Annotated in this window: 24 protein-coding genes and 2 pseudogenes; 9 read left to right on the top strand and 17 right to left on the bottom strand. The window is 68.6% G+C overall.

Annotated elements, in window-relative coordinates:
• Nucleotides 1-134 precede the first annotated feature (134 nt).
• Nucleotides 135-704, top strand: a complete 570-nt coding sequence (locus ACFQ9K_RS33170) for a Uma2 family endonuclease (protein ID WP_378713614.1) — start codon at nt 135-137, stop codon at nt 702-704.
• Nucleotides 705-735: 31 nt separating this feature from the next.
• Here ACFQ9K_RS33170 and ACFQ9K_RS33165 read toward each other — a convergent pair whose 3' ends face one another.
• Both ACFQ9K_RS33165 and ACFQ9K_RS33160 read right to left on the bottom strand, forming a co-directional pair.
• Nucleotides 736-1218 carry an anthrone oxygenase family protein gene (locus ACFQ9K_RS33165; RefSeq protein ID WP_378713612.1) on the bottom strand — a complete coding sequence of 161 codons (483 nt, stop codon included), beginning with the start codon at nt 1216-1218 and terminating at the stop codon, nt 736-738.
• Nucleotides 1215-1775 carry a peroxiredoxin-like family protein gene (locus tag ACFQ9K_RS33160; protein WP_378713610.1) on the bottom strand — a complete coding sequence of 187 codons (561 nt, stop codon included), beginning with the start codon at nt 1773-1775 and terminating at the stop codon, nt 1215-1217. The genes ACFQ9K_RS33165 and ACFQ9K_RS33160 overlap by 4 nt, the downstream gene beginning before the upstream one ends.
• A 72-nt stretch (nt 1776-1847) precedes the next feature.
• Between ACFQ9K_RS33160 and ACFQ9K_RS33155 the strand changes: the two genes are divergently transcribed.
• Nucleotides 1848-2459 carry a TetR/AcrR family transcriptional regulator gene (locus tag ACFQ9K_RS33155; protein WP_378713609.1) on the top strand — a complete coding sequence of 204 codons (612 nt, stop codon included), beginning with the start codon at nt 1848-1850 and terminating at the stop codon, nt 2457-2459.
• Between the two features lie 60 nt (nt 2460-2519).
• On the opposite strand, the gene ACFQ9K_RS33150 is transcribed toward ACFQ9K_RS33155, so the two are convergent.
• Nucleotides 2520-3659, bottom strand: a complete 1140-nt coding sequence (locus ACFQ9K_RS33150; RefSeq protein WP_378725841.1) for a GDSL-type esterase/lipase family protein — start codon at nt 3657-3659, stop codon at nt 2520-2522.
• A gap of 109 nt (nt 3660-3768) precedes the next feature.
• Between ACFQ9K_RS33150 and ACFQ9K_RS33145 the strand changes: the two genes are divergently transcribed.
• On the top strand, nt 3769-4257 hold the full coding sequence (locus ACFQ9K_RS33145) for a MarR family winged helix-turn-helix transcriptional regulator (RefSeq protein WP_378725839.1): 489 nt from the start codon (nt 3769-3771) through the stop codon (nt 4255-4257).
• 3 nt (nt 4258-4260) lie between these two features.
• On the opposite strand, the gene ACFQ9K_RS33140 is transcribed toward ACFQ9K_RS33145, so the two are convergent.
• On the bottom strand, nt 4261-4923 hold the full coding sequence (locus ACFQ9K_RS33140; protein WP_378725837.1) for a TetR/AcrR family transcriptional regulator C-terminal domain-containing protein: 663 nt from the start codon (nt 4921-4923) through the stop codon (nt 4261-4263).
• 93 nt (nt 4924-5016) lie between these two features.
• Here ACFQ9K_RS33140 and ACFQ9K_RS33135 point away from each other — a divergent pair, with 93 nt between their 5' ends.
• On the top strand, nt 5017-6033 hold the full coding sequence (locus tag ACFQ9K_RS33135; RefSeq protein WP_378725835.1) for an NAD(P)-dependent alcohol dehydrogenase: 1017 nt from the start codon (nt 5017-5019) through the stop codon (nt 6031-6033).
• Here the strand turns inward: ACFQ9K_RS33135 and ACFQ9K_RS33130 are convergent.
• The gene (locus ACFQ9K_RS33130; protein WP_378725833.1) at nt 6026-6985 is read right to left on the bottom strand and encodes a helix-turn-helix transcriptional regulator; all 960 of its coding nucleotides are present in this window, start codon (nt 6983-6985) and stop codon (nt 6026-6028) included. The genes ACFQ9K_RS33135 and ACFQ9K_RS33130 overlap by 8 nt on opposite strands.
• A gap of 63 nt (nt 6986-7048) precedes the next feature.
• Here ACFQ9K_RS33130 and ACFQ9K_RS33125 point away from each other — a divergent pair, with 63 nt between their 5' ends.
• The 3 genes from ACFQ9K_RS33125 to ACFQ9K_RS33115 all read left to right on the top strand — a co-directional run bounded on the left by ACFQ9K_RS33125 (nt 7049) and on the right by ACFQ9K_RS33115 (nt 8725).
• Complete coding sequence (locus tag ACFQ9K_RS33125; RefSeq protein ID WP_378725831.1) at nt 7049-8203, top strand: epoxide hydrolase family protein; 1155 nt, start codon at nt 7049-7051, stop codon at nt 8201-8203.
• Nucleotides 8204-8290: 87 nt separating this feature from the next.
• Nucleotides 8291-8443 (top strand): hypothetical protein, encoded by a 153-nt coding sequence (locus tag ACFQ9K_RS33120; RefSeq protein WP_378725829.1) that lies wholly within the window; start codon nt 8291-8293, stop codon nt 8441-8443.
• A 57-nt stretch (nt 8444-8500) separates the two neighbouring features.
• Nucleotides 8501-8725 carry a hypothetical protein gene (locus ACFQ9K_RS33115; RefSeq protein ID WP_150401986.1) on the top strand — a complete coding sequence of 75 codons (225 nt, stop codon included), beginning with the start codon at nt 8501-8503 and terminating at the stop codon, nt 8723-8725.
• A gap of 6 nt (nt 8726-8731) precedes the next feature.
• Here ACFQ9K_RS33115 and ACFQ9K_RS33110 read toward each other — a convergent pair whose 3' ends face one another.
• The 5 genes and pseudogenes from ACFQ9K_RS33110 to ACFQ9K_RS33090 all read right to left on the bottom strand — a co-directional run.
• Nucleotides 8732-10705 (bottom strand): 5-oxoprolinase/urea amidolyase family protein, encoded by a 1974-nt coding sequence (locus ACFQ9K_RS33110; RefSeq protein ID WP_378725843.1) that lies wholly within the window; start codon nt 10703-10705, stop codon nt 8732-8734.
• A gap of 86 nt (nt 10706-10791) precedes the next feature.
• The gene (locus tag ACFQ9K_RS33105; protein ID WP_378725826.1) at nt 10792-11409 is read right to left on the bottom strand and encodes an urea amidolyase associated protein UAAP2; all 618 of its coding nucleotides are present in this window, start codon (nt 11407-11409) and stop codon (nt 10792-10794) included.
• Nucleotides 11406-12161 carry a DUF1989 domain-containing protein gene (locus ACFQ9K_RS33100; protein ID WP_378725824.1) on the bottom strand — a complete coding sequence of 252 codons (756 nt, stop codon included), beginning with the start codon at nt 12159-12161 and terminating at the stop codon, nt 11406-11408. The genes ACFQ9K_RS33105 and ACFQ9K_RS33100 overlap by 4 nt, the downstream gene beginning before the upstream one ends.
• A 45-nt stretch (nt 12162-12206) precedes the next feature.
• Nucleotides 12207-12321: pseudogene (locus ACFQ9K_RS33095) on the bottom strand.
• Nucleotides 12313-13782, bottom strand: a pseudogene (locus ACFQ9K_RS33090) (amino acid permease); the annotation flags it as partial. The pseudogenes ACFQ9K_RS33095 and ACFQ9K_RS33090, both read right to left, overlap by 9 nt.
• 207 nt (nt 13783-13989) lie before the next feature.
• Between ACFQ9K_RS33090 and ACFQ9K_RS33085 the strand changes: the two are divergent.
• Nucleotides 13990-14658: a TetR/AcrR family transcriptional regulator gene (locus tag ACFQ9K_RS33085; protein ID WP_378717417.1), complete on the top strand. Its 669-nt coding sequence runs from the start codon at nt 13990-13992 to the stop codon at nt 14656-14658.
• Between the two features lie 3 nt (nt 14659-14661).
• Here ACFQ9K_RS33085 and ACFQ9K_RS33080 read toward each other — a convergent pair whose 3' ends face one another.
• From ACFQ9K_RS33080 to ACFQ9K_RS33050, 7 genes are all read right to left on the bottom strand, one after another.
• Nucleotides 14662-16041 (bottom strand): TerD family protein, encoded by a 1380-nt coding sequence (locus ACFQ9K_RS33080; RefSeq protein WP_378717418.1) that lies wholly within the window; start codon nt 16039-16041, stop codon nt 14662-14664.
• A 47-nt stretch (nt 16042-16088) separates the two neighbouring features.
• Nucleotides 16089-16619, bottom strand: coding sequence for a hypothetical protein (locus ACFQ9K_RS33075; RefSeq protein ID WP_378717420.1), 531 nt, complete (start codon nt 16617-16619; stop codon nt 16089-16091).
• Nucleotides 16620-16700: 81 nt separating this feature from the next.
• Nucleotides 16701-17501, bottom strand: coding sequence for a family 1 encapsulin nanocompartment shell protein (locus ACFQ9K_RS33070; protein ID WP_378717421.1), 801 nt, complete (start codon nt 17499-17501; stop codon nt 16701-16703).
• Nucleotides 17498-18517 carry a Dyp-type peroxidase gene (locus ACFQ9K_RS33065; protein ID WP_378717423.1) on the bottom strand — a complete coding sequence of 340 codons (1020 nt, stop codon included), beginning with the start codon at nt 18515-18517 and terminating at the stop codon, nt 17498-17500. The genes ACFQ9K_RS33070 and ACFQ9K_RS33065 overlap by 4 nt, the downstream gene beginning before the upstream one ends.
• 60 nt (nt 18518-18577) lie before the next feature.
• Nucleotides 18578-18904, bottom strand: coding sequence for a cupin domain-containing protein (locus ACFQ9K_RS33060; RefSeq protein WP_150401995.1), 327 nt, complete (start codon nt 18902-18904; stop codon nt 18578-18580).
• A 201-nt stretch (nt 18905-19105) separates the two neighbouring features.
• Nucleotides 19106-19606 (bottom strand): dihydrofolate reductase, encoded by a 501-nt coding sequence (locus tag ACFQ9K_RS33055; RefSeq protein ID WP_378717425.1) that lies wholly within the window; start codon nt 19604-19606, stop codon nt 19106-19108.
• A gap of 43 nt (nt 19607-19649) precedes the next feature.
• Complete coding sequence (locus ACFQ9K_RS33050; protein WP_378717427.1) at nt 19650-20447, bottom strand: thymidylate synthase; 798 nt, start codon at nt 20445-20447, stop codon at nt 19650-19652.
• 43 nt (nt 20448-20490) lie between these two features.
• Here ACFQ9K_RS33050 and cobF point away from each other — a divergent pair, with 43 nt between their 5' ends.
• Nucleotides 20491-21228 carry a precorrin-6A synthase (deacetylating) gene (gene cobF, locus ACFQ9K_RS33045; RefSeq protein ID WP_378717429.1) on the top strand — a complete coding sequence of 246 codons (738 nt, stop codon included), beginning with the start codon at nt 20491-20493 and terminating at the stop codon, nt 21226-21228.
• Nucleotides 21229-21252 lie beyond the last annotated feature (24 nt).

Here is a 21252-nt window from a genome sequence, read left to right as displayed (position 1 = left end):
TTTCCACCGGCAATCCGCCTGTGAAGAGCAGAAACTGTGCTCTTCACAGGCGGATTGGCCAGCGCGTTCAGCTAGGATCGGACGACACCAGCAAGGCTTCAGTTGCTCCCGTTCAACGAGGTTGGAGGTGCCCGATGCCGATGCCCCATGCCGACTATTGGACATCCGCGGACCTCGAGAATCTTCCTGACGACGGACTGCGTTATGAGGTGTTGAACGGCCAGCTCGTCGTCAACGCCGCACCTGAACCCAAGCATCAGTGGCTGATCAGGTGGCTGGGGCGTGCGCTCGACGCAGCGCTTCCTCCGGATCTGTTCGTGATGGAAGGTGTCGGCGTCTTGATCGGCGAGGACGAACCGATCCCCGACCTGATTGCGGCTGTCGGCCCGATCGACTGGGATGGCCGCGGGATTCCCGCGGAACAGGTGAAACTGGTTGTCGAAGTGGTGTCCAGGTCGACGACGCTGCAAGACCGGATGGTCAAACCCGTCGTCTACGCCGAGGCCGGTATTCCTAACTACTGGCGATGCGAGATAAACCCGTTCAAAGGACAATTGCCGGGTGAATCCCTCCCGATCTTGTTCGCTCACGAGCTCGGCGACGACAAGACCTACGAACTGACTCACCGAGTGGCGGCCGGAGACACCGTCACCTTGCGCAGACCATTCGAATTCACCATCGATCCCGGACTGCTGCTGCCCTGACTGCCGAAGTGTTTCAGCGCAAAGGGATCCATCATGAGATCGCCCTTTTCGCGGGGGTCAGGGTGAGGGTGACGATCAGGAGGAAAGCCAGGAGGGCGCAGATCGTGCGGGCGAAATGGAACGCTTCCCAGCGGTTGAGGATCTCGGCGTAGTCCGGCGGCGGGGAGGTGACCGCCCAGACTTTGATCTGCTGGTTGATCGGGACGTTGCCGAGGCGGGTGATGAGGAACGAGGCGATGGCCAGTCCCGCGGCGGTTCCGGAGAACCAGCGGTGGCGGGCGGTCGTCCGGAACGCCAGGACCAGGCAGCTGAGGATGGTCAGGCCCATGAGGGACTGCATGACCGGTCCGTTCACCGACATCAGCGCGGTGTGGAAGGTGAAGCGGACCTCGAGCGGGACCTCACGGAACGCGTAGAGGACATTGACGGCGCCGTAGCCGAATGCGCCGGCCAGCAGGCCGCCGAAGCAGAGGGCGGATGCCCTTGCGAGGGTGGACTTGTCGAAGGTGATCACGGGTGTTGTACCGAAACCTTTGCCAGGGTGAGGAGTTCGTCGACCGACCATTGGTCGTAGATGTGGGTGCCGTGTTTGGCCGCGAGGACGCGGCCGTCGGGGGCGATGAGGAAGTCGGCGGGCAGGCCTAGGCGGCCGCCTTCGGGTGCTGCCGGGGGAGCGGGTTGTCGCTTGCGGAGGGCGGCGGTGGCGGCGTGGGTTACGCCGCGGAGGATGGCGGGCCAGCCGCGCGGGTCGAGGAGGGCGCGCGGGGAGGATTCGACGCCGAACTCGCGGTAGAGCTCGCGGGTGGGGTCGGCGATCAGGTCGAGCGGGATGTCTTCGGTGTAGGTGCGCAGTTCCGTTGCGCTGGAATGGAATACGACTGCCTCGTGGATGCCGGCGGCGGCGATCTCGGACCGGCGGGCGACGATCGAGCGCAGGTGCAGGTTGCAGACGGGGCAGCCGGCGAAGCGGCGGAACTGCAGGTGGATCAGGCGATCCGGGTCGGGAACGGGGACCGGGGCGCCGGCGATGGTGGTCAGGACCCGGGCGGAGACGGACGTGGGCAACGGCATGAGCGATTCCTTTCGTAGGCGTACCTCGTACGCCTACGTTCAGTATGCGCGTAGCTTGTACGCTGTCAACCCATGCCACGTCCTCGTTCGCTGACGAAATCCGATCTCGGCGCCGCCGCGCTCGCGGTGATCGACCGCGACGGCCTGCCCGCGCTGACCATGCGGGCCGTGGCGAAAGAGCTGCACATGGCCACGATGGCGCTCTACCGCTACGTCGCCGACCGGGAGGAACTGGAGGTCTTGGTGGTCGACCAGGTGCTGGCGGGGTTGGACGTAGCCACCCCGGCCGAGTCGCACTGGCGAGACCGCCTTGCCACGCTGCTCGAGCGGATGCGGGCGGCCATCTCGGCGCATCCCGCGACGGTGCCGCTGGTCCCTCGCCATCGCAAGTCGTCGAACGGCACCCTGCGCTGGATGGAGGCCATGCTGTCGGTGCTCGACGACGGCGGCTTCACCGGACCCGATCGGGTGATCGCCCAGCGCACCCTGGTGGCGTTTCTGCTCGGGTCGTTGGAGAACCAGCACTACGCGTCGATCAATGCCCCCGCGACCGCGGCCATCGCACAACTCTCCCCCGAGGAGTATCCGCTGCTGACCCAGACCGCGGCGCAGGCCAGGACGATGTCGGTCGACGACGAGTTCCGCGGCGGCCTGGCAATCGTGTTGCGCGGGTTGGCATCCTAGCCGGGCGGCGACGAGGAGCGCCGTTGCGCGATGTGGCGCAACGGCGCTCAGGTCCGTGTCTCAGTTGAACAGGGCCGCCACGTCGACGGTTTCGCCCATGGCGCGGTGGCCGGCGTCGTTCAGGTGCATGCCGTCGCCGCTGTCGAAGGCGGGCAGGATGAAACCGGGGCGGGCTGGGTCCTCGACGGCGCGGGCCACGTCGAAGACCGAGTCGAAGACGTCGGTGGCGCGCAGCCATTCGTTCACTTCGGTGCGGGTCCGCTGGGTTTCCGCGAGCGGCATGCCGGGGTAGATGCAGCCGGCGTAGGGGCCGATGGTGGCGGCGTGGATGGTCAGGTTCGCCTCGTGGGCGCGGCGGGCGATCTCGGTGAAACCGGCGATCAGCTGGTCGGTGGTGGCGTGCGGTTCGCCGGACATGCCGCCGAGGATCAGGTCGTTGATGCCGAAGTTGATCAGCACGGTGCGGACGCCGGGGACGCTGAGCACGTCCCGGTCGAATCGTTCCAGGCCGGGCACACCGATTTCGTTGGTGAGCAAGCGATTTCCGCCGATGCCCTGGTTCACCACCCACCCGTGCTCGAGCCTGCCGTTGATGATGTCCACGGAACGGAGGTTCGCGCTCACCGTCGAGCCGACGCCTTCGAACCACGAGTCGCCTAGTGCGACAGCGATATCGGCGCCCGCGGGGGCGAGCACGTCCACGCCGGTGACGTAGAACCGGACCGGAACCTCCTCGGCGACTGCGAGATCCGCTGACGAGACGACGTTTCCGGCCGCGACATAGGCGATTTCGCTCGGCTGGTGCGAGAGGGTCGCGAGACCGGTCGGCTCGGGCAGGTAGAGGCTCAGCGCCAGATCGGTACCCGCGGTCACCGCCAGCTCGACCGGATCGCTGACCACCGCGCCGCCGGCCGGGATGGTGATCTGCTCCGCGCCGTCGAACCGCAGCGCGAGATCGGTCTCCGGGATGATCTCGCTGCCGGACTTACGCAACGCGATCCGGGCGGCACCGATGACCAGCGGGGTCCGGCCGAAGAGGTTGGTCAGGTGGATCCGGACCTGCTCGCCGCCGCCGGCCAGGTGCAGCACCTGGCGCACGGTCTGGTCGGCGAACGCCTGTGACTCGGTGAGCTTGACCTGCTCGTACGGGCTGATGACCGCGGAACGGAAACCGGCGACCCAGGCGGTGGTGTCAGACATCGAAGCTCCAGTAGTTGTCGTGCGGAATAATGCGTTGGCATATTTCTACAACGGAGTATTCCTCGTGTCAACTATCCCCGTAGCAAATACTTCGGGTAGGTTGGGAGCCATGGATGCGACCGAACTGTTCGACGACCCCCGGCTCACCACGATGGGTCTGCTGTTCGAGGCGTACGAAGGGGTGGTCACCAAGCTGGAGCCGGTGTGGAAGGCGCACGGCCTGTCCGGCCTGGACCTGAATGCGCTGATGCGCCTGAGTCGTTCGCCGAATCGGCGGTTGCGCATGACGGACCTGGCCGCGCAGACGACGCTGTCGACGAGCGGTGTCACCCGGCTGGTCGATCGGCTGGCGCGGGCGGGGCTGGTCGAACGCGAACTCGATCCGGGTGATCGGCGCAGTGCGTACGCGGTGCTGACCGATCCGGGGGCGGCGCGGCTCGGCGAGGTGCTGCCCGACTATCTGGACGCGGTCGAGCGCTGGTTCACCGGGTTGCTGGCGCCCGCGCAGCTCGACGGGCTGATCGCCGCGCTCCGGACCATTCGAGACGTCACCAATCCGCAGGCGACGGTGGGTATCGACCGGTCGGCCGGGGTCTGACCGTCAGTCGGCGTCGAGGAGGCGTTGCAGCCCGTCCAGGATCAGGTTCAGGCCGAAGTCGAAATCGGCTATGCCCGTGTGCTTTCCGTCGATAACCAGATGCGACAGCGCGTTCATGTAGGGGAACCGATCCGCCGGGATGAGCGGCAGGAACTGTGCTGCCGCGGAAGCGTATTCGTCCGGCTGGAGCGGAAAGTTGACCTGCTGCAGGGTGAATCCGTAGATGTGGCTGTCCATCGCGTTCCACGCGCGGTCGGCCAGCTGGTAGGAGAAGCCCGCGGCGCGCAGGCAGCCGACGGTGGCGTCGACATAGCGCAGCATGGCTGGCCCGACATTGAGCCGCGAACCGATCAGGCCGGTCGCCCACGGATGGCGCAGCAGTGCGGCGTGCGCGGCGTGCGCTCGTGCGCGCATGGCCGCCTGCCAATCCCCGCCGACCTCCGGCACGCCCATCTCGGCGACGACCAGGTCCGCGATGCCGTCGAGCAGGTCGTCCTTGTTCCGCACGTGGTTGTACAGCGACATCGCCTCGACGCCGAGCGTCTGCGCCAGTTTGCGCATGGACAACGCCGCGAGCCCCTGCTCGTCGGCGAACCGAATGGCCGTGCGCAGCACCTTGTCCCGGTTGAGCGGCGCGCGCTGGGCGTCGGCGGATGTCTGAGCCATGAGCCCCTCTCTTGACGTACTTACGGTGTAAGCGTACCGTCCGGGTGAACAGACTTACGCTGTAAGTATCTCTTTTTCAGGCGAGGAAATCCCATGTCCGAGGCCAAGCGCCCGCAGTCGACGGTCGATGTCAGCACGATGACGGCGGTGATCGCGCCGCGCTACGGCACCGGCTCGGTGCTCCGGACCGAGCGGGTGGCCCGGCCCGCTCCGCGGCCCGGCGAGGTGCTGGTCCGGGTACGCGCCGCCGCGGTCTGCCAGGGCGACGCCCATCTGCTCACCGGAACGCCCTACCTGCTGCGGCTCGGCTTCGGCCTGCGGCGACCCAAGGATCCGATCATCGGGCACGACCTGGCCGGCGAGGTGGTCGCGGTCGGGCGCGAGGTGACCGGATTCCGGCGTGGTGACGAGGTTTTCGGCTCGGTGAACTCGGGCGCCTTCGCGGAGTACGTCTGCGTCGCCGCGCAGCGGCTCGCGCTCGCACCGACCGGGCTGTCCATCGAAGAGGCTGCGGCGCTTCCGGATTCGGGCATGACCGCGCTGCAGGGGTTGCGTGATGTCGGCCGGTTGCGGGCCGGACAGCGGGTGCTCGTCAACGGGGCGTCCGGTGGGGTCGGCACCGCCGCGGTCCAGGTGGCGAAGGCGCTCGGCGCGGAGGTCACCGCCGTGTGCAGCACCCGCCATGTCGAGCTGCTGCGATCGCTCGGCGCCGATCACGTCATCGACTACACCACCGATGATTTCACCACCGGCGGGCAACGCTACGACGTGCTGCTCGACTTGATCGGCAACCGATCGCTGCGGGACGTCCGGCGCGTCCTCGCGCGGAACGGGGTCTTCGTCTCCTCGGCCGGTGCGCCCGGCGGCAACTGGGCGGGACCGGTGATCTGGATGGGAAAGGTAGTGCTGGCCAACCTGTTCGTCAGCCAGAGGATCGGCCTGCTGCTCATGCGCCCGCGACGCGCCGATCTCGAGTTCCTCGCCGGACTGGCGGCGGACGGCAGGTTCCGGCCGGTGATCGAGCGGCGGTATCCCCTGGCCGAGGCCGCAGCCGCCGTGCAGCACGTCCTCGACGGACATGCCCAGGGGAAGACGGTGCTGGTCAGCTGAGTGGGTCGACCGATTCGGTGAGCCGCACGGTCAGCTCGCGGATGTGCGCGATGAGTTCCGGTGGCTCGTGCACCCGGAACGGGAAGCCGAAAGTGGCCAGATAGACCGCCAATTCGTCGAGCGAGTCCGATCCGGTTCGCAGCACGCAGCTTTCGTCGTCCACCGCCTCGATGGCGCCGATGGTGGGCGCGATGCGGTCGGCGGCCACCTCGGCGGAAACGCCCAGGGTGATGCGGGCGGAATAGCGGTACGGCGAACTGGCCACGCCGCGCGAGACATACCCGGACAGATCGACGTCAGGCCCCTCGCGGGGAGTGAAGCGCGGCCCGGTCGGGATGCGGGGGCGCAGGCGGTCGCAGCGATAGGTGCGCCAGTCGGCCCGGTCGACGTCCCAGCCGATGAGGTACCAGCGACGGCCGATGTGCGCCAGGCGATGCGGCTCCGTGGTGCGCAAAGATGCTGTGCCGTCATGACTTCGGTAGTCGAAGCGCAGCCGGTGACTGTCCCGGATGGCGCCCGCGATCGCGGTGAGCGTGTCCGGGTCGACGGTCGCGCCGCCGGCCCGCACCGTGACCGTCACCGATTGCAGCAGGCTGACCCGATGGCGCAACCGGGACGGCAGCACCTGTTCGAGCTTGGTGAGCGCACGCAGCGAGCTGTCCTCGATGCCGGTGATCGTGCCGCCCGCCGCGGTGCGCAGGCCGATCGCGACCGCCACCGCCTCGTCGTCGTCCAGCAGCAGCGGCGGCAGCTTCGCGCCGGCCCCCAGCCGATAGCCCGCGACGCCGGGCGTGGCATCCACCGGATAGCCGAGGTTGCGCAGCTTGTCGATGTCGCGGCGCACCGTGCGCACGTCGACTTCGAGGCGTTCGGCCAGCTCGGTGCCGGTCCAGTCGCGGGGAGTCTGCAACAGCGAGAGCAGTCGCAGCAGTCGTCCGGAGGTTTCCAACATGGATTTCAGTCTGCCGTAAACCTAGGGCGATAGTTGTCCTAGGTCGGTCATATCGTTGTTTTCATGAGCAACGAGATCACCGAATTCCGCATCGACATCCCGCAGCAGCAGCTCGATGACCTGCGCAGTCGCCTCGATGGCGCGCGCTGGCCCGCACCGCTGCCCGGCGACGGCTGGGACACCGGCGTGCCGACCACCTGGCTGCGCGAACTGGTCGACTACTGGCGCACCGAATACGACTGGCGTGCGGCCGAGGCACAGCTCAATGCCTACCCGCAGTACACGACCGAGATCGACGGGCAGCACATTCACTTCCTGCACGTGCGCTCGCCCGAGGCGGACGCGCTGCCGTTGCTGCTGACCCACGGCTGGCCCGGCTCGGTGGTCGAATTCCTCGACGTGATCGGGCCGCTGACCGATCCGCGGGCGCACGGCGGCGATCCGAAAGACGCGTTCCATCTGGTGATTCCGTCGCTGCCGGGGTTCGGCTTCTCCGGGCCGGTCACGGAATCGGGCTGGCGCATCGAGCGCACGGCGCAGGCCTGGGTGGAACTCATGCGCAGGCTCGGCTACGAGCGCTATGGCGTGCAGGGCGGTGACATCGGCGCCGGGGTGAGCCCGGAGGTCGGCAGGCTGGCGCCGGGAAACGTTGCGGGCGTGCATGTCAACGGTGGCCCGGGGCCGATGCCGCAACTGCCGCTGGCCGAGGCGGAGCTGGCGAGCCTGAACGAGGTCGAGCGTGACCGGGTGCGCCGGATCGAGGCGTTCATGCGGGAAGAGTTCGGCTACATCGCGATCCAGTCCACCCGGCCGCAGGCGCTGGCCTACGGGCTGGTGGATTCGCCGGTGGGACAGCTGGCCTGGATCATGGACAAGTTCCGGGAGTGGACGCATCCGCGAAACGTCAACCCGGACAAGATCATCGATCGCGATCGGCTGCTGACCAACGTGATGCTGTACTGGCTCACCGGAACGGCGGGTTCGGCGGCGTACGTCGGGTACGCGCACTCCGATGCGTGGGGTGCGCCGAAGACCAACTCCGGAGTGCCCACCGCGGCCCTGATTCTCGCCCACGACGTGGGCATCCGGCGCTACTCGGAACCCGAGAACACCATCACCCGATGGACCGAGGTCGACCACGGCGGTCACTTCGCCGCGCTGGAGGCGCCGGAACTGCTGACCACCGATGTCCGCGAGTTCTTCCGCGACCTGCGCTGAAAACCGAAGTCAGTGGGCCTGTTCCGGCATGTCGCCGCCGGAACAGGCCCACAATCAGGGGAGCGGACCGTCGGCGAGGTGCAGCCCATGGACAAACCCAGACCCTTCACCCAGGAACACCGGGAAGCGTTCTGGCGCCGCTGCGGGTGGTCGCCCGAACTCCCGGAGGCCGAGCGCGCGGCGATCGAACGCCAGTGGGACGACGACGCGATCGATCTGGCGGAACTTTTCGGCTGGTGAAATCGGGGCTTGCCGTGGCCCGATCTGTGGCGCACCATCAGGTCGGGAGGAACGAGCATGACCACATCGGGGTTACCGAGTCACCGGGACCGCACGATGGTTTCGTCGCGGGTGGATCCGGTCCTGAACTATTTCGGCAAGTGCCCACTGTGCGGATATCCCGCGCACGCGTCGACGATCACCGCGCACTTCGACGACGACGAGGTCGAGCAATTGGTGGTCGCCACCTGTGGGTTGCCGTGCGGGTGGAGCGGACCCGTCGTGCCTACGACCATGACCTGAGCGCCGCTACCCGGTCGACAGTTCACCGGCCTGCCGCCACGAGTCGCGTTCGGCGGCGAAGGCGGCCGCCTGGGTGCTGCGGAAGTCGGTGATCGACGCGTCGTTGTCGGCGAGGAACCTGCGGTAGTCGGCCAGCCGGAATTCGCCGTCCTCTGCCCGCACCTGGACGTTGCCCGCGGCGAAATCGGCGCGCAGGTCCAGCAATTCGTCCGCCTCGACCGGGTACCAGCGAATCCGATCGAAATAGCGCAGCAGCCACGGGGTTTCCTCGCCCGACGGATGCCGGTCCGCACCCGGCCGGCCGGGCAGGGGACCGGCGTGATGGTTCCACACCTGGGTGGTGCGGCCGACGAACTGATAGCCGCCCGGGCCCTCCATGCCATAGATGCACAGGTAGGCGCCGCCGATGCCGACCGCGTTCTGCGGGGTCCACGTGCGGGCGGGGTTGTACTTGGTGGTGACCAGGCGGTGGCGCGGGTCGGTCGGGGTGGCGACGGGCGCGCCGAGGTAGACGTCGCCCAGGCCGAGCACGAGATATTCGGCGCCGAACACGGTGTCGTACACGTCGGCCACCGTGGCCAATCCGTTCATCCGGCGGATGAATTCGATGTTCCACGGGCACCACGGGGCGTCGGCGCGGACGCCGTGCATGTACCGGGTGATGGCCTCGCGGGTGGACGGGTCGTCCCAGGACAGCGGCAGGTGCACGGTGCGGCTCGGGACGACGAGCCGATCGGCGGCGGGTAGGTGCTGCTCGGCCTCGGCCAGCAGGTCGAGCAGGGTGGGCACGGGCAGGATGTGCGGGTCGACCCGGATCTGCAACGAGCGGATGCCGGGGGTCAGCTCGGTCACGCCGCGCACACCGGCGGCCAACAGGTGCTGGTGCAGCGCGTGCACGCGGGCGCGCAGCGCGAGATCCAGTGTCATGGTGCCGTATTCGACGAGGACGGCGTCGTCGCCCGCTCGGCGGTAGGTGACGCCGGTTTCCTCGTCGACGTCGGTGCGCCGCAGGATGCCGTCGTCACCGTCGCCGCCGGCGGACAGCACGATCGGCCAGTTGGCGCGGCGCGCGACGCCCAGCTCGCGCAGCGAGGCGGCGTGCCGGCTGCGGATCGGCACGAAACGTACCGTGTCGCCCGGGGACAGTTGCCCGAGCTTCCAGCGGTCGGCGGCGACCACGGTAACCGGGCAGACGAAGCCGCCGAGGCTGGGTCCGTCCGGGCCGAGCAGGATCGGGGTGTCGCCGGTGAAGTCCAGCGCGCCAACCGAATACGGGGTGTCGTGGATGTTGGACGGGTGCAGTCCGGCCTCGCCGCCGTCGGTGCGGGCCCAGTCGGGCTTCGGCCCGATCAGCCGGACGCCGGTGCGGTCGGAGTTGAAATGCACCTCGTAGTCGGTGCCGAGGATGGTGTCGAAGTCGGTGCGGGTGAAGAATTCCGGTGCGCCGTGCGGACCTTCGGTCACCGCCAGTTCCCAGCGCGTGGTCAGCACCGGCTGATCGTCCATCGGGACGGCGGTCGCGACGGGGCCACGGTGCCGTCCGAGCGGGTAGGTCTCGCCGGCCCGCAAGGCATTGCCCTCGCTGCCGCCGAACCGGCCGAGCGTGAACGTCGCTGTGCTGCCGAGGTATTCAGGCAACTGAAGACCTCCCGCGAGCAGCACGTAGCAGCGCATACCCGGCCCGCGCACCGCACCGACGTCGAGCACACCGCCCGCGGGCACCTGAATACTGCGCCACTGTTCCGCGGGAACGCCGTTCACCGAGACGTCGGCCGGCGCACCGGTGACGCACACCCAGGTCGGGGCCGAAAACCGCAGCGCCGGACCGCCGAGCGCGCACTCCAGCCCGGCCGCCCCCTCGGCGTTGCCGAGCACCCGATTACCGAGCCGGAAGGACAGATCGTCCATCGGCCCGGACGGCGGCACGCCCACGTGCCAGTAGCCGGTCCGTCCGGGCCAATCCTGCACCGTCGTCAGCATTCCGGGCCGGACGACCTCGACGACGGGATCGGGCTCCGCGCGCACCGCGCTGCTCGTCGCGTGGGCCGCGGATAGTTCGGTGATGGTCATTTCGACACCACCATGCGCACCGGGGTGGGGTCGAAACCGTTGCAGGGGTTGTTGATCTGCGGGCAGTTGGAGACCAGGACCAGGGTATCGATCTCCGCGCGGAGGGTGACTTTCTTTCCAGGGGCGGATAATCCGTCGACGATGCCGAGCGTGCCGTCGGCTTCCACCGGAACGTTCATGAACCAGTTGATGTTCGAGACCAGGTCGCGCTTGCCGAGGCCCCAGCGCAGTGCCGCGGTGAGGAAGTTCTCCACGCAGGCGTGCTGGTGCCGGGTGTGGTGTCCGTAGCGCAGCGTGTTCGACTCCTGGGAGCAGGCGCCCGCGATGGTGTCGTGATTGCCGACCTCGTCGGCGACGACGGTCATCAAGGCGGTGCCCGCGTCGGTCAGCAGCACGCTGCCGGTGGTGAGGAAGATGTTGCGCTGTGCGGCGACGGTGGCCTGCGCGCTGTAGCGGTCGGTGTGGTCGGCCGCCGAGTAGAGCAGGCAGTCCACGGCCTGATTGCCGTGCAGGTCGATGATCTCCAGCTGCTCGCCCGCCCTGACCACCGCGGACCAGGGGGCGCGGGCGGGGACGGTCTCGTCGAGCACGATGGTGCGTGCGGTGGTGTTCATGGCCTTACCTCCAGCGTCAGCGCCGCCGTCCAGGCGCGTTCGGTGTTCTGCACGGCCCGTTGGTATTCCGGGTCCGTGCTGTGGGTGACGGCGAGATCCTCCGGCGCGGCCCAGGCGACGACATCGAGATCCGTTGCGGCGCGGGCGTCGAGCGGGTGCGCCGCATTGGCGACGAGCAGCACCACCGGCAGGTGCACCAGCAGGTCGACGGACGAACCGGGCGCGGCGCTCCCGGTGGCGGTCAGTGCGCCATCGGACGCCACGCGGACGCCGCGGAACAACGACACCGTCGGCCCGATATCCCGCGGCTCCAGGCCATGTTTGGCGCCGGCCAGGCGCAGTAGCTGACGCGCCTCGGCGGTCGGTCCGCACAGGGTGTCATGGCTGCCCGAGGTGTCGGCGAGGACAGTGGCGAGAATGCGCCCCTGATCCGACAGCAGCGGATGGCCGTCGCCGAGATAGGCCTGCCACGGAACCTTCACGGTGTCAGCGACATTCAGGCGTTCCCACGGCGCTTCGGGGCGTACCAGCAGCAGATGCGCGCAGGCGGCGCCGGCCGGGTCGGACAGCCGGACCCGAGTTCCGCGGCCGAGCACGACATTCGCGTATCCGTCGCGCGGAATGCGCTGGGCGAAGGTGATTCTCGCCGGCTCGACGCCCGCGGGCAGGCCGGGTCCCTCGATGGTCGCCGCGGCGGCCTGGGATCGCGCGTGTGCCCGCGCGCTTGCGGTGGATGCGGTGCTGCTGGTCATTGTTGCCTCCTTGCACGTGGTGGCCGCGGACCGGCGATCGATGCCTGCGGCCGGCCGGATTCGAACCGCGGCGCGGTGGTGGCCGGCACCACCACCGCGCCATCGGTCAGGCGGATGGGGTTTTCGGCGAGTGCTGGACGAGCCGGTGCACGACGACCCCGACGCCCACCACGAGCAGCACGAACAGCGGTGCGGCCCAGAGCATCCACCAACCGCCGCCGTTCGGCGTGTAGACCTCGGCGCGCGGCCAGGCCAGGTTCACCGCCATCGCGATGCCCCACAGCACGGCGAGCACGTTCACCGGAATGCCGAGGCGCCCCAGGCTGAACAGCCCCGTCTCGGCGCCCTCATCCGCGGGCATGCCCTTGATTCGCCGCACCAGCAGCGGGACGGTGACCAGCAGATACGCCAGGTACAGCGTGACGATGCAGACGCTGGCCAACGTCGCGAAGATCGCGGCATTGCCCAGATTCAGCACGAGTAGCCCGATGCCGAGCACGCCGATGACGATCGCGGGCAGCACCGGTGTGCCGAAGCGCGGGTGCACCGCGGCGAGCCGCGCGGCCAACGGCAGCTTGCCGTCGCGTGCCATGGAGAACATGAGTCGCGAGCCCGCCGTCTGAATGGCCAAGGTGCACACCGTGATCGCGACCGCGACACAGCTGAGCAGCACGGTGCCCGCCGGGCTGTCCAGCTTCGAGGTGAGCACGTAGGCCAGGCCCTCGGTGGCCAGCGAGCCGTCGGACAGGCTCGGCGCGGCCATCAAAGCGCCGATCAGCAGCAGCCCGCCACCGAGCGCGGACACCGCGAGCGCGGTAAGGATGGTGCGCGGCGCGACCCGGCGCGGATTCTTCGTCTCCTCGGAAAGCTCACCGGCGGAATCGAATCCGACCATGACGTAGGCGGCCATCAGGCCCGACACCAGGAACGCGGCCCAATACGAACCGGGCACGGCCTGATCGGTCTGCATCACCACGCCGGGCCCGCGCTCGGTGTGGGTGAAGAACAGCCCGATGATCGCGAGCACGCCGACGATCTCCACGGTGACGCCGATCGAGTTGATCCGCGACATCAGGTCGATGCCGATCACGTTGATCACCGTGGTGACCACCAGCAGGATGCTGCCGAGCAGCACCGCGTTGGTCGCGCCGGAGGACGAGGTGAGCGCGGTGTCGTCGCCGACGATCTGGAAGCCGCTCCAGATCGACGGCAGCACCACCTGCAGCGCGATCGCGGCCGCCGCGGCGGTGACGATCTGCGCGATGATCATCATCCACCCGGCGAACCAGCCGATCAGCTCGCCGCCGAGCCGGCGCGACCACTGGTAGATGCAGCCCGAGATCGGGTAGCGCGCCGCCAGTTCGGCGAAATTCAGTGCGACGAGGAACTGCCCGGCGAACACGATCGGCCAGGTCCAGAAGAACGCGGCGCCGCCGAACGAATAGCCGAAGCCGAAGAACTGGAAGATCGTGGTGAGGATGGAGACGAACGAGAAGCCGGCGGCGAACGAGGCGTAGCGGCCGAGCTTGCGATGCAGCACCGGTTCGTAGCCGAATCGGGCCAGGTCGGCGCCGTCACGGCTGGTGTCGGGCGGAGGGGCGGGGGCGAACGTTGTGGCCATGAGGGTCCTTCGGCGAGCGGCCAATACCTATCAGATGACAGTTTTGCGTCGGCGATCGCGCTTCCGGTGACCCGCGTGTATCGCTTGCGGTAACTCCGGTAACTTCTGCGTTGCCGAGATTTCTATCGGGTGACAGAAACCTCTCACCAGCTACCGGGCGACCGGGCGTCTCGGGTCGGTCCGGTGCAGACCTGCCAGAATGAACCTGTGGCAAACCTCGGCCCCGGCCGTCCTCGTGTGGAGCAGCGACGCCGTCGCGGCCAGACGCCGCGCGCCGAGATCTTGGACGCCGCGGGGGAGCTGTTCACCACCAATGGCTACGCGAACACCTCCACCCGTGTGGTGGCCGACGCGGTCGGCATCCGTCAGGCATCGCTCTATCACCACTTCGCCGCCAAGGATGACATCCTCGATGCGCTGCTTGCCGAAACCATAGCTGCCCCACTGGAACTCGCCGAGCGACTGGGGAACGTGTCGGTGCCCGCGCCAACCCGTCTTTACGCACTCGCGCTGTTCGACGTGCGGCAACTCTGCGCCGCGCGCTGGAATCTCGGTGCGCTGTACCTGCTTCCGGAGCTGCGCACCGAGCGGTTCGCGACCTTCCGGCTGCGGCGGGACGAATTGCGCGGACACTATGAGAGCTCGGCGGCCGCGGTGCTTTCCGAGGCAGGCGGTGCGGGCATCGTCGGCGCCGAGGCGTTGCCGTTCCGGCTGGTCGAGATGGTGATCAGCATGCGCTCGGACGAAGGCAACGCGCCCGCGGACGCGGAGCGGACCATCCCCGAGGCGGCGCTGCGCGTGCTCGGCTGGCCGGGCGATCTGGACGCGCTACGCGACGACGCGCAGCGCCTGCTCGAGCAACTCGACCCGGCGTAGGTCTTACTTCCCGGCGCTGCGTCCCCACTTGAGACCCCACCCGTACGCCTGGTCGACTTCCTTCTTGCCCCACAGCGGCCGACCGGCGGGCGGCCGGATGAAGCTGCCCTGCCGATGAACGACCAACTCCCCGTTGATGTTCTCGATCAACGCGAGCACCATCTCGCGCGAATTGTCGGTGCAGCCGTCGACCAGCATCTCGATCGGCGGCGAACCGACCGGGTACAGGGTGGCCGTCGCGTGCACGCCGCGGAAGTCGTCCGCGCCGGCGTACAGCGAGGCGAACACCAGGATGCGGCGGAACTTCGCGGTGTGATCGAGGTTGATGTCGAGGTTCTCCCCGGCGGCGACGGCGCCGGTCCGGTCGTCCTGATCGAGCTGGATGAACGGCGCCTTGCGCAGCGAGCCGAAGCTGTCGAGCGGCCCGATCGAGCCCTTCGTCCCGTCGAGCATCTCCCAGAAGCAGCACAGGTCCAGGTCGAGACCGCCCGCGCCCTTGCGCTTGCCGAACCGGCGCGGGGCGGGCGCGGCGGCGCCGGTCCAGTTCAGGTTGATCCGCATGATGCCGCCGGTCGCGCCCTGCTTGGTCAGCGAGATCGAGGGCGCCTCTTTGGTCAGCGAGATCTTGCTCAGGTTGACCGGTGCCCCCGGCTGCGGTGAGAACTGCTGCGGGGGAGCCGGGTTCGGCGGCGGTGCGCCGTAAGTGCCGGGCGGCGGCGGATATCCGGCAGGCGGCGGGAATTGTGGCTGCGGCGGGGCGTATTGGGGCATCGGCGCGGCCGGGGGCGGCGGCGCGGTGAACTGATGCGGCGGCGCGGCGGGCGGCGGTGGCGGGGTGAACTGGTGCGGCGGCGCGGCCGGTGCCGGCGCGTCGTCCACCGAGATGCCGTAATCGGTGGCCAGACCGGCCAATCCGGAGGCATACCCCTGCCCGACCGCGCGGAACTTCCACCCGCCCTGGCGGCGATAGAGTTCGCCGAGCACGAACGCGGTCTCGGTGGTCGCGCCGGTGCTGTCGAACCGGGCCACCTCGGCGCCGGTGCCGGGATCCACCACCCGCACGTAGAGCCCCTGGAATCGACCGAACGTGCCGCCGTCCGCGGAGGCCGCGATCACGATGGTCTCGATCTGCGGTTCGACCTGATCCAGGTCCGCCGACAGCACGTCGAGCACGGTCGGACCCTGCTGCTTACCCTCGTGGCGCACCGCACCGGACGGATGCACGGGCTGGTTGTAGAAGACGAAGTCGTTGTCGTCGCGCACCTTGCCTGCCACCAGGAGCAGCGCGGAGGCGTCGGCGTCGGGCACCCCCGGGCCGCTCTGCCAGCCGAGCTCGATCCGGACGGTGGACTGCGGCACCGCGACGTTGGCACCCTTGGTCATCGACACACTTGCCAACGTATCGCCAAACCCGCCGATTGGGTATCGGGTCAGCGGGCCGGCGGCGCGATCTCCCAGTGTCGCTGCAAGGCGCCGGCGATCTCGGGGAGCACGGTGACCGGAATCCGCTTGCGCCGCAACAGCGCCCGGATCTCCGTGACCTGTTCCCGTTTGCGCAGGTCATAGGCGCCGGAGACCGGGCGGAGCACGGGTGGGATGGACAGCAGCACCAACTCGCCGTGCTCCTCGTCCCCGCCGGCCAGATCCAGCGCCAGCGACCAGCGGGATCGTTCGTCCAGGGTGAATCGTCCGGCGACCACCCGGTCCCAGTCCACACTGGATTCGGTCCACGGCGTGCGCCGGTAGATCGTTCCCTCGGTGAGCACGACGGCGTCCCTGGCGAACAGCGCCGCCACCACCGCGACGCCCGCGACCGCGCCGGCCAGCAGACCGGTGAACACCCGGTTCACGCCGAACAGCGCGATCACGCCCGCGCACAGCGCGACGGTCACCAGGATCCCGAGGGAGCTGTACAGCGCCGCCCGCCGAGTCGGCACCACGCCCGCCCGCACCATCGTCATCTCACCCACCACTTCCGGCTCGCTGCGGCACACGCTACCGCGCGCCGCAGCGCCGCACACCTCACCGGGTGCGCGGGTGGATCAGGCTTCCAGGGCCACCGCGGCCTCGGCGGTGTAGACCAGGAAGGTCAGGCTCTGCTGGAAGTACAGCTCGACCGACTCGGCGTCGTGGGACAGGTAGCCGATCGACAGGTCCTGACCGATTCGCAGGTCGTAGTCGCCGCCGCGGCAGGTCAGCACGAACGCGCCGTCGATGGCGGGCGCCCAGATGATCTCGCCGTCCGGGATGAGCCGCTCGATGTGCGTGCGGATCGGGTGCCCGTGATCGGAGGTCTCGCTGACCGCCGTGAACAGCTCCGCGCTGAGCAGCACCGAGTACGGCCCGTCGACGCCGACCAGGCGCAGCGCGGTGAGCGCCTGGGTGACCGACTCCGGCACCAGTCGCGGATCGCTCGGCAACGCGATCGCCTGATTGGTCGAACTCGCCCGGATGCCGGTGATGTTCGCGGCCGGGTAGCCCTCGAAGATGGCCCGGTCCTCGGCGAACGCGATCTTCTTCGCGGCGTCCTTCACCGCGTCCAGGTCGGGGTCCTGCGCGCCGCGTTCGACGTTGTCCAGCTCCTCGCGCGAGAGCCGGAACGGCACCCGCAGCTCGACCAGCGGCGCGACCACCCGCTGCCGGGCCTGCACCCCCTCGTCGGGCGCGGCGATCGGCGTGGTGTGCCCGGTGCCGACCGCGGAGTAGTCCAGGCCGTGCGGGCCGGACAGATCGACGACGCGCCGCCCGGCGATGTGCCGCTTGAAGGTGCGCGTCGCCTCCTCCTCGATCGCCGACCATGCCTCGGCGGTGATCGGCGCGAGTTCGCGATAGAGGTTGTTCATGCCTGCGTGCTCCTTTTCAACGTGCCGATACCGAGTGAGCCCGACCCGATGTCGTTGGGCCGCACATCTGCTGCCGCTATGGCCTCGTCCGGCGGCGGGGGAAGTTCATCGAAGAAGTCGAGGGACGGCGCGAAGAACGAGGTGCCGGTGACCGCGATGGAGAAGTCCAGGATGCGGTCGTAGGCGGCCTCCTCGGTGCCGACGAACATGCGCGTGAGCATCAGCTCGGTGACGCTCGGCGTCGCCGCGTAAGCGATGTAGTACGTGCCGAATTCGCCGTCCTTGACGCTGCCGAACGGCATGTTGGCGCGCAGGATCTCGCGTTCGGTGCCGTCGGCGTCGACGATGGTGTTCACCGCGACGTGCGAGTCGGCGGGCTGGTCGGCGTCGGACAGCTCGAAATCGTCGAGCTTGGTGCGGCCGATCACCTTCTCCTGCTCCTCGACCGAGAGCGCGCGCCACTCCGCCATCGGATGCAGATACTTCTGCACGATGACGTAGCTGCCGCCACGGAAGTCCGGGTCCGCGTCGCCGACGAGTGCGGCCGCGTAGGCGCCCTGCCCCTCCGGATTCTCCGTGCCGTCGACGAAGCCGAGCAGGTCGCGCTGTTCGAAGTAGCGGAACCCGACGGTCTCGTCGATGATCGTGGCCGCGCCGGCCAGCCGGTCACCGATGGTCATGGCCAGTTCGAAGCAGGCGTCCTGGTTTTCCGCCCGGATGTGGAACAGCAGATCACCCGGCGTCGCCGGGGCCTGATGGTGTTTGCCGACGAAGCCGGGGAAGTCGTGCAGTTCGGCCGGGCGGGGTCCGGCGAAGAGCCGGTCCCACGCCGCGGAGCCGATCGAGGTGACGCAATTGAGGCCGGCGCCGGGAATTCGGAAACCGACCGAGCGGCGCAACCCCTGCACGTCGGCGAGGGTGTCCCGGACAACCGCCTCGCCGCCCTCGTCGATGGTGGCGACCAGGAATATCGCGGCCGGGGTGAGCGGATCGAGAATCGGCTGCGGCTCACTCATGATCTTCAGCCTAGTGCCCGGCACCGACACCTCGGCCAGGCGGCACGGGCACCGCGGCTACTACTTCGCGACCGTCAGCAGGAAGGCCACATCGTCAACGGCCATCACGCTGTGCCGCGCCTTGGGCACCACGAGCAGATCGCCCGTCGACCCCTTCCATTCGTTGCTGCCGCTGATCAGGGTGAGCGTGCCGCTGAGCACCAGCAGCGTGGCCTCGCCCGCGTTGTCGTGCTCGGCCAGGCTCTGGCCCGCGCTGAGACCGACCACGGTCTGCCGCAGCGAATTCGCGTGCCCACCGTAGATGGTTTGCGAACTCCGCCCGCTGGTGGCGGTGCTCGCGATCTTGAGCTGTTGTCGAGCAACCGCAGTCAGCGATTTCTTGTCCATGGACCGCCTTTCGCAAATGACAACAGCCGGTACGAGGGCTGGTCGCACCGGCTCGGGAGTCCGGACGGACGCAGGCCCGGCCCCACTTATCCAGGAGTATGCCCGACCGTGCTCGGTCTCGAGTCGGGTTTGCGTGGCCGTGGCGTTCTGTGATCGAACGGTGTCGTGCGGCCGCGATGATCGATGCGGAGGGTTTGCCGCCTAGGCGGATTCGCGGCGGGTGTAGCGCCGGATCCGATACCGCAGGCCGCTGGTCGACTCCTGCCATGGCGCGTCATCGCCGGCTGCCCATTCGGGTCCGATGAGCGGCGCGTACGCGTCGCCCGCGACAGTGGTGTCGACCTCGGTGACGAGCAGGTCGGTGGCGAAATCCATGGCGGCGCGGTAGATCTCGCCACCACCGGCGATCCACACGGGTTCCGGGTCGCTCATGCCGAGCGCCTCGGTCAGCGAGCCGGCGCGCTCGGCGCCCTCGGCCGCCCAGTCCGGTTGCCTGGTCACCACGATGTTGCGGCGCCCGGCCAGCGGGCGGAACCTCGGCGGCAGCGAATCCCACGTGCGTCGGCCCATCACCACCGGATGTCCCATGGTGGCCGATTTGAAGTTCGCCATGTCCTCGGGCACTCGCCACGGGATGGTGTTGTCGGCGCCGATCACGCCGTCGGGCGTCTGCGCCCAGATCAGTCCGATCGTGCGCGTCACGGCCGCGCCGTTTCGCGGGGCGCCGCGTCCGCGGTTCGCTCGCTCACACGGCCACCGGGGCTTTGATCGCCGGATGATGCTGGTAGTCAACGACTTCCACGTCCTCGTAGACGTAGTCGAACAGCGACGTCGCCGGGCGCAGCTTCAGCTTCGGGAACGGGAACGGGTCGCGGGTGAGCTGTTCGGTGACCTGCTCGACGTGGTTGTCGTAGATGTGGCAGTCGCCGCCGGTCCAGATGAACTCGCCGAGTTCCAGCTCGGTCTGCTGCGCGACCATCTGGGTGAGCAGCGCGTAGCTGGCGATATTGAACGGCACGCCGAGGAACAGGTCGGCGCTGCGCTGATACAGCTGGCAGGACAGCTTGCCGTCGGCCACATAGAACTGGAAGAACGCGTGGCACGGGGCGAGCGCCATCCGGTCCAGTTCGGCGACGTTCCAGGCGGACACGAGCATGCGCCGCGAGTCCGGGTTGGTGCGCAGGGTGTGCAGCACCTCGGAGATCTGGTCGATGTGCATGCCGTCCGGTGTCGGCCAGGATCGCCACTGCACGCCGTAGACCGGTCCGAGCTCGCCGTCCGCGTCGGCCCATTCGTCCCAGATCGAGACGCCGTGCTCCTGCAGCCACTTCGCGTTGGAATCGCCGCGCAGGAACCAGAGCAGCTCGTAGACGATCGACTTCAGATGCACCTTCTTGGTGGTGATCAGCGGGAAGCCCGCCGCCAGGTCGTAGCGCAGCTGATGGCCGAAGATGCTGCGGGTGCCGGTGCCGGTGCGGTCCGCCTTCTTCGTGCCGGACTTCAGCACCAGCCGGAGCAGATCCTCGTACTGGGTATCGGTCACGCCTGCCAACTCTAGTCGGCACGGCGCCTGCCAAACTCGGCGCATGCGCAAGCTCTACGTGATCGGCATCGGCGCGGGCGACCCCGACCAGGTGACGGTGCAGGCGATCAAGGCGATGCGGCAGGTCGAGGTGTTCTTCGTCATCGGCAAGGGCGCGGAGAAGCGCGAGCTGGTCGAGGTGCGGACCGCGATCCTGGCCGAGCACGTCGACCGGCCGTATCGGATCGTGGAGATCGCCGACCCGCCGCGCGATCGGACGCCCGCGGACTACCAGGGCGTCGTCGAGGACTGGCACGAGCGGCGCTCGGCACTGCTGGAAGACGCGTTCGCTCAGGTCGACGGCGTCGGCGGGATTCTGGTGTGGGGTGACCCGGCGCTGTACGACAGCACGCTGCGGATGATCGAACGGGTGCTCGCACGCGGGCATACGCAGTTCGAGTACGCGGTGATCCCTGGCGTCACCAGCGTGCAGGCGCTGGCCGCGCGGCATCGCATGGTGCTGCACCGGATCGGCGAGCCGGTGCACATCACCACCGGCAGGCGGTTGCGCGAGGAGGGGCTCGTTGGCTCCGCGGTGGTGATGCTGGACGGCGACTGCTCGTTCACCGCGGTGCCGGGCGCGGACGTGCACATCTGGTGGGGCGCCTACCTGGGCATGCCGGACGAAACGCTGATCGAGGGGCCGCTGCGCGAGGTGGAGCGTGAGATCGTCGAGCGCCGCGCCCGGCTGCGCGCCGACAAGGGCTGGATCATGGACATCTATCTGCTCCGTCGGGGCTGACTGTCCTGTTCTTGTCGGTGATCG

Source organism: Nocardia sp. NPDC056564 (assembly GCF_042793755.1).
GTDB lineage: Bacteria > Actinomycetota > Actinomycetes > Mycobacteriales > Mycobacteriaceae > Nocardia.
The sequence above is the reverse complement of the archived record's forward strand: the minus strand, read 5'-3'. Positions and strand labels throughout refer to the sequence as shown.

Coding starts and splice junctions, on each gene's coding strand:
- ACFQ9K_RS33170 (WP_378713614.1), top strand. CDS start 135: ATGCCGATGCCCCATGCCGACTATTGGACATCCGCGGACCTCGAGAAT.
- ACFQ9K_RS33160 (WP_378713610.1), bottom strand. CDS start 1,775: ATGCCGTTGCCCACGTCCGTCTCCGCCCGGGTCCTGACCACCATCGCC.
- ACFQ9K_RS33155 (WP_378713609.1), top strand. CDS start 1,848: ATGCCACGTCCTCGTTCGCTGACGAAATCCGATCTCGGCGCCGCCGCG.
- ACFQ9K_RS33150 (WP_378725841.1), bottom strand. CDS start 3,659: ATGTCTGACACCACCGCCTGGGTCGCCGGTTTCCGTTCCGCGGTCATC.
- ACFQ9K_RS33145 (WP_378725839.1), top strand. CDS start 3,769: ATGGATGCGACCGAACTGTTCGACGACCCCCGGCTCACCACGATGGGT.
- ACFQ9K_RS33140 (WP_378725837.1), bottom strand. CDS start 4,923: ATGGCTCAGACATCCGCCGACGCCCAGCGCGCGCCGCTCAACCGGGAC.
- ACFQ9K_RS33135 (WP_378725835.1), top strand. CDS start 5,017: ATGTCCGAGGCCAAGCGCCCGCAGTCGACGGTCGATGTCAGCACGATG.
- ACFQ9K_RS33130 (WP_378725833.1), bottom strand. CDS start 6,985: ATGTTGGAAACCTCCGGACGACTGCTGCGACTGCTCTCGCTGTTGCAG.
- ACFQ9K_RS33125 (WP_378725831.1), top strand. CDS start 7,049: ATGAGCAACGAGATCACCGAATTCCGCATCGACATCCCGCAGCAGCAG.
- ACFQ9K_RS33120 (WP_378725829.1), top strand. CDS start 8,291: ATGGACAAACCCAGACCCTTCACCCAGGAACACCGGGAAGCGTTCTGG.
- ACFQ9K_RS33115 (WP_150401986.1), top strand. CDS start 8,501: ATGACCACATCGGGGTTACCGAGTCACCGGGACCGCACGATGGTTTCG.
- ACFQ9K_RS33110 (WP_378725843.1), bottom strand. CDS start 10,705: ATGCTGACGACGGTGCAGGATTGGCCCGGACGGACCGGCTACTGGCAC.
- ACFQ9K_RS33105 (WP_378725826.1), bottom strand. CDS start 11,409: ATGAACACCACCGCACGCACCATCGTGCTCGACGAGACCGTCCCCGCC.
- ACFQ9K_RS33100 (WP_378725824.1), bottom strand. CDS start 12,161: ATGACCAGCAGCACCGCATCCACCGCAAGCGCGCGGGCACACGCGCGA.
- ACFQ9K_RS33080 (WP_378717418.1), bottom strand. CDS start 16,041: ATGACCAAGGGTGCCAACGTCGCGGTGCCGCAGTCCACCGTCCGGATC.
- ACFQ9K_RS33075 (WP_378717420.1), bottom strand. CDS start 16,619: ATGACGATGGTGCGGGCGGGCGTGGTGCCGACTCGGCGGGCGGCGCTG.
- ACFQ9K_RS33070 (WP_378717421.1), bottom strand. CDS start 17,501: ATGAACAACCTCTATCGCGAACTCGCGCCGATCACCGCCGAGGCATGG.
- ACFQ9K_RS33065 (WP_378717423.1), bottom strand. CDS start 18,517: ATGAGTGAGCCGCAGCCGATTCTCGATCCGCTCACCCCGGCCGCGATA.
- ACFQ9K_RS33060 (WP_150401995.1), bottom strand. CDS start 18,904: ATGGACAAGAAATCGCTGACTGCGGTTGCTCGACAACAGCTCAAGATC.
- cobF (WP_378717429.1), top strand. CDS start 20,491: ATGCGCAAGCTCTACGTGATCGGCATCGGCGCGGGCGACCCCGACCAG.